The organism is Amycolatopsis sp. SID8362, assembly GCF_010550475.1.
GTDB classification, from domain to species: Bacteria; Actinomycetota; Actinomycetes; order Mycobacteriales; family Pseudonocardiaceae; genus Amycolatopsis; species Amycolatopsis eburnea.
The window spans coordinates 1-5,618 of record NZ_JAAGNB010001066.1 but is presented as its reverse complement, the minus strand read 5'-3'; the positions used below and the strand labels follow the sequence as shown (position 1 = coordinate 5,618).

Annotated in this window: 4 protein-coding genes; 2 read left to right on the top strand and 2 right to left on the bottom strand. The window is 71.9% G+C overall.

Going from position 1 to position 5,618, the window contains the following annotated elements; all coding sequences use genetic code 11:
* Together G3I65_RS33560 and G3I65_RS33555 are read right to left on the bottom strand one after the other, a co-directional pair.
* Nucleotides 1-2,648 (bottom strand): PE-PGRS family protein (locus tag G3I65_RS33560; RefSeq protein WP_239071612.1); only part of this gene is annotated, 2,648 nt, incomplete at its 3' end.
* A gap of 186 nt (nt 2,649-2,834) precedes the next feature.
* A complete protein-coding gene (locus G3I65_RS33555) occupies nt 2,835-3,743 on the bottom strand; it encodes a hypothetical protein (RefSeq protein ID WP_160699659.1) in 909 nt (302 codons plus the stop codon).
* Nucleotides 3,744-3,975: 232 nt separating this feature from the next.
* On the opposite strand from G3I65_RS33555, the gene G3I65_RS33550 reads away from it, so the two are divergent.
* The gene (locus tag G3I65_RS33550) at nt 3,976-5,223 is read left to right on the top strand and encodes an AI-2E family transporter (RefSeq protein ID WP_160699658.1); all 1,248 of its coding nucleotides are present in this window, start codon (nt 3,976-3,978) and stop codon (nt 5,221-5,223) included.
* Nucleotides 5,220-5,618 (top strand): DUF5931 domain-containing protein (locus G3I65_RS33545; RefSeq protein ID WP_309235865.1); only part of this gene is annotated, 399 nt, incomplete at its 3' end. The genes G3I65_RS33550 and G3I65_RS33545, both read left to right, overlap by 4 nt.

Here is a 5,618-nt window from a genome sequence, read left to right as displayed (position 1 = left end):
AGGCCCGCGGTGGGCAGCCCCGCCGTCGGCAGGCCGCTGGCGAGCCCGGTCAGCGACGGCAGCTCGCCGGCACCCAGCTCCGAACCCTGGACCGGGTTCGCGATCGCGTCGGCCGCGTCCGTGGCCTCCCCGTTGATGCTGGTCATGTCGGTCGCGTCGGCGGTGGCCACGCCGAGCAGCTCCAGGGGCACCCCGAAGATCTGCACCGGCGCCACGATGTCGTGGTAGAAGTTGTAGCCCGACAGGCTGGACCCGTCGCCCTCGGTGGTCGGCTCGCCGCCGTTCTCCGTGGTCAGCGTGTTGTCGCCGACGGCGTGCGCGACGCCGCCCACGGCCACCGAGTCGCCGAACAGCTGCGCGATCGCCGTGGCCGGGATGTCGAGGATGTTGCCGGAGATGGCGCCCTCGACACCGGAGGTGGTGTCGTCGCCCGCGTTCTTGACCGAGGTCATGCTGACGCCGGTGCCGGTCGCGACACCCGCGGCGCTGACCGCGTCACCGAAGACCTGCACCACCGGCAGCGCGTCCGCGCCGACGATGTTGCCGGCCACCGCGCCACCGTCGCCGTTGGTGGTGGCGTCGCCGCCGGCCACCGAGCTGGTGTCGTTGGTGCCCAGGCCGTGGCCCAGGGCCGCACCCGCGACGCCGTCGCTGAAGACCTGCGCGACGCCGGCGACCGGCGCCTTCACGATGTTGCCGGCGAGCGCGCCGTCCTGCCCGTCGGTGAGGGCGTCGCCGCCCGCCGAGGAGTCGGTGATGTTGTCGTTCTCACCGGTGCCGATGCCCGCGAGGGCGGCACCGCTGCCGGCGGCCAGCACCGGGAGCGAGACCGGGGCCTCGATGATGTTGCCGGCGCCGGCGCCCGCGGGGCCGTTCGCCGTGACGTCGCCGCCCGCGTTGGACGTCGTGTCGGTCGAGCCCTTGCCGTGGCCCTGGCCGACGAACGCGCCGCCGATGTTGGCGACCTGCACCGGCAGCGAAGCCGGCACGGTGCCCAGGTTGGAGCTCAGGAAGCCGTTGTCGTCGTGGGTGGAGCCACCGCCGCCACCGGAGACGACCTTGGTCTCCTCGGCCGAGCCGGAGCCCTGGCCGATGAACGAGCCGCCCACGCCGAAGACCTCGGCGGGCACGCCGACCGGCACCTGGACGACGTTGCCCGAGCCGGACGAGTCGTTGCCCTGCGTGCCGTCGTACGCCCCGGCGGTGACCGTCTTGTCCTCGGTCGCCGTGCCGGACGCGTTGCCGATGTGGCTGCCGCCGATGCCGAAGACCTCGGGCGCGCCCGCGGTCTGGGTGTTGACGATGTTGCCACCCAGCACGGAGTCGTTGCCCCGGGTGTAGCTGCCGTTGCCCGCGTTGGCATCGGTGGTGTTGTCGTGCGCGGCGTTGGCCTGGCCGATGTAGGTGCCACCGATGCCGAAGGCCTCGACCGGCAGCGCGACCGACGGGTTCAGGACGTTGCCCGAGCCGCTCGCGTTGTCGCCGGCGGTCTTGACGAAGCCGCCCGAGTCGACCGTGCTGGAGGAGCTGCCGGTCTCGGGGATGCCCGCGGAGGCGTTGCCGATCCACGAACCCGCGACACCCGCGACGTTCGCGATCGGGGACAGCGAGGCCGCCCCGCCGTTGCCGGACAGGAACGAGTCGTTGCCGCTCGTCTCGAGGTAGGTCGGGATGCCGAGGCTGCCCTCGCGCGTGGCCCCGGCCGTGGCGTCGGCGGAGGTGTTGCAGCCGTCGGAGTTCGACAGCGAGCCCCACACGGCGCCCGAGTTGCAGTTGAACTTGACCGGCAGGGCGATCGGCGCGCCGACCACGTTGCCCGATCCGGCGCTGTTGTCGCCGGAACTGAACAGCGAGCCGCCGGAGGTGGCGACCGTGTCGGCCGAGTAGCCGTGGCTCTGGCCGTTGCCGAGCAGGTACGACGCGGCGTTGCCGGTCACCTGCACCGGGGTGGCGAACTGGCCGGCCACCACGTTGCCGGAGAGGGCCGAGCCGTCGCCGTTGGTGTCGACGTTCCCGGTCTCGGTGGTGCTCTGGCTGGCCGACCCACCGTTCACGCGGCCGGTGCCGCCGGCGACGCCGCCGCCGTTCCCGGCGATCTGGACGGGGAGCGCCCAGTCGAGGGCGACCGCGTTGCCCGCGAGGCTCGAGCCCTCACCGGTGGTCGCGATGTCCTGGTTGTGCTCCCAGGTCTGGGTGTGGTCGCCGCCCTGGACGGTCGCGTCGCCGAGCACACCGACCGCGTTGTCCACGATCTGGATCGGGACGACGACGTCGCCGGTGACCTTGTTGCCCTTGAGGTTGTTGTGGCTCGGGGTGAAGGCGCCCGCGCCGTCGGCCTTGGTGACACCGCCGAGGGTGCTCTGGCTGACCGGGCTCGCTTCGTCGAGCTGCTTCGCCGCTTCGTTCGCCGCGTTGGTGACCGGCTTGGTGCTCAGCTCCGTCTGCCCGGCGGGCAGGTCCAGCTGGCCGAAGGGGGTCCCGACCGCGTTGTTGGCCTCCTGGATGGGGACCGTCACGTTGAGGTCGAGCGGGGACGCCGGGGCGTCCGGGTTGACGTTCTCGTCGGCCGAGGCGATGCCGGTACCCAGCATCAGCAACCCACCCGTGACAAGTGCGGTCTGGAGTCCGCGCTTTGCCCACGTCTGCATGGGGTTTTTCTCCTTTATTTCGGGTTCCCTTGCGGGTTCATGGCGATGCGTCGAAGTGCATCGAGGGGGAAGGAACTTCTTGCGGGCGCACAAAAGCGCACCGCCGTGTCACGGGTATCTCGCGGACGCGGGCGCCGTCAGCTGAAGACGGACTTGGGCGCGTCAGCTACCCGTGAAGGGAGGTGTTCAGTCAGGAGTGACACCGGGCTGCTCGCCCGGGGTGCGCATCGCGGTGCGCAGGCCGGCGCGGCTCATGGCCGCGACGGCGGAGTCGACGGCTTCGGTCGTCCAGAAGGGGACGCCGAAGTTGAGGCCGTCGAGGTGACCACCGGGAGCAGTGCTGCCACCCGGGGCGGTGGGGACGGACGGCGCAACCGGGAGCTGCGCCGGGGTCAGCGGCGACGGCAGGTCACGGTGGGAATCGCGGGACTCGCCCGCCGCACCGGTGACGTCGTCGTGCTGAAGACCCGTCGGCGTCGCGACTCGCGACGCGGCGGGGAGCTGGACGGTCGTGACGGCGACCGGTTCCGTGGCCTGGGCGACGGCGGTGGTCACCGGCTCCTGCTCGACCGGGGCGATCCCCGGGAGCGGGACCAGGTCACCGTGGCCGGCCGGGTCGAGCAGCTGCAGCACGTCGTGCGCCGGCTCGGGGGTGAAGGTCTGCTCGAGGACCTGGCGGGTGTCCTGCGGCTCGCGGACGATGTGCTCGACCGCGCCGAGGGTGCGCTGCGCCGGGCTCACGACGGCTTCGTGGGCGAGGTCCGAAACCGAGTCGCTGACGCGGTCGGAGACCTCGTGCCCGAGGACGCGGGCGCACGGCTCGCTCCACGCCGTGGCGTCCTGCGCGCAGCTCGCGGTGGAGACGTCCTTCGCCGCGTCCGTCGCGCCGGTGTTCACGTCGCCGAGGCTGCCGCTCGCGGCCTCCGTGATCGGGGAGGTGCCCACCTCGACGGTGTCCGCGGAAGCGGTCGCGCCGGAGACGAGCCACGCGGCGGCGGTGCCGGCCACGGCCCCGCCGAGCACGAGGAGCGCACGCGACACGAAGCGGCGGGTGCGCTTGGCGCCCTGCCCCTCGTTCGTCGCGTGGTCGGCCACTGGTGCGTCTCCTGGTGCTCGGGGGAAGTCCGGCGAAGTGCCGTTGCGAGAGCGACCTAATCAAATCCGCGACGCCGCTCGCATCCTCGACACGACTTGATGCCCCCATCGTGTGAAGAACACAGCGTGCGATCGGGTCTCACGGCGGGTGATCACGGCTGGCCGGTCAGCGTGTCGGACTCGGCTCTCGGAAAGCGCCCGAATCGGACGGTGTTGCCAGTACGGTGAGCCGGTGAGCCACGCGCGACGCGAAGACCCGTTCCTGCCGGAGCACGAGGACATCACCGGGCTGATCCCCCGGGGCCTGCGCATCAGCGCGGCGTTGGCGTGGCGGTTCATCGTGGTGATCGCCGCGTTGTACGCCGTGGTCTGGGTGATCGGCTACCTCTCGGTGGTCGTCATCCCGCTGTCCATCGCCCTGCTGGTTTCGGCGCTCCTCGCGCCGGCGGTGCAGAAGCTGGTGGCGGTGCGGTTCCCGCGGGGGCTGGCGACGGCGATCGTGCTGATCGCCGGGCTGGCCGTGCTGGGCGGGCTGCTGACGTTCGTCATCACGCAGTTCTCCTCCGGCCTCCCGCAGCTGCAGCAGCAGGTGAACGCGAGCCTCGACCAGATCAAGAACTGGCTCCTCAACGGGCCGCCGCACCTGCGCCAGGAGCAGATCCAGGACTTCATCAACCAGGCGATCGGGTTCATCCAGAACAACCAGGCGTCCATCACGACGACCGCGCTGACCACGGCGAGCACAGTCGGCGAGATCCTCACCGGCTTCCTGCTGACGCTGTTCATCACGATCTTCTTCCTCAGCGGCGGCGACGGCATCTGGACGTTCCTCGTCCGCGGGGTGCCCAGCCGGGTGCGCGCCCGGGTCGACGTCGCCGGCCGCCGCGGGTTCGCGTCGCTGGTCAGCTACGTGCGGGCGACGGCGGCGGTCGCCGTGGTCGACGCCGTCGGCATCGGCGTCGGCCTGTGGATCATGGGTGTCCCGCTGGTGATCCCGCTGGCGACGCTGGTGTTCATCGGCGCGTTCATCCCGATCATCGGCGCGGTGATCACCGGCGGCGTCGCGGTGCTGATCGCGCTGGTGACGAACGGCTTCATCGGCGCGGTGATCGTGCTGGGCATCGTGATCGGCGTGATGCAGCTGGAAAGCCACATCCTGCAGCCGCTGCTGCTCGGGCGGGCGGTGAAGCTGCACCCGCTGGCCGTGGTGCTCGCCATCACCGCCGGCCTGGTCGCGGGCGGGATCGCCGGCGCGCTGCTGGCCGTGCCGCTGCTCGCGGTGCTCAACGCCGGCGTCCGGTCGCTGCTGCACGAGACCAACCCGGACCCGGCCGACGTGGACGTCCTCAAGGACCAGGCTGCGCAGCCGAACGACGCCGAGCCCGGCGGGCCGAAGGCCGAAATCGCGACACGCGGCGAGGAGGAAGCCGACGCGTCACCGGCCGAGCCGCCGAAGCGCGACGAAGCCGGAAAGCCGTGACCGTCGCGCCGACCCCCGACCCGATCACGCCCATGTGGCGGGGCGTGATCGCGTTCCGCTGGCTCACCTGGGCGTTCGCCTGCGGCACCGTGATCGTCCAGAGCGGGCACTACCAGCGCGAGTGGCTGGCGTGGTCGATCGTCGGCGTGATGGCGCTGTGGTCGGTCGTCAGCAGCTTCCTCTACCTGCGCGAGCGAACGCGGCCGCCGGCGCTGGTCGTCTTCGACCTGGTGCTCACGACGGCGTTGCTGCTGACCTCGCCGTGGGTGCTCAGCGACGCGCAGTTCGCCTTGAACGTCCCGCTCATCACCACGGTCTGGGCGGCCGTGCCGCCGGTCGCCGCGGGCGCCCGCTTCGGCGCGGGCGGTGGCGTGCTGGCCGGGCTGGTCGTCGGC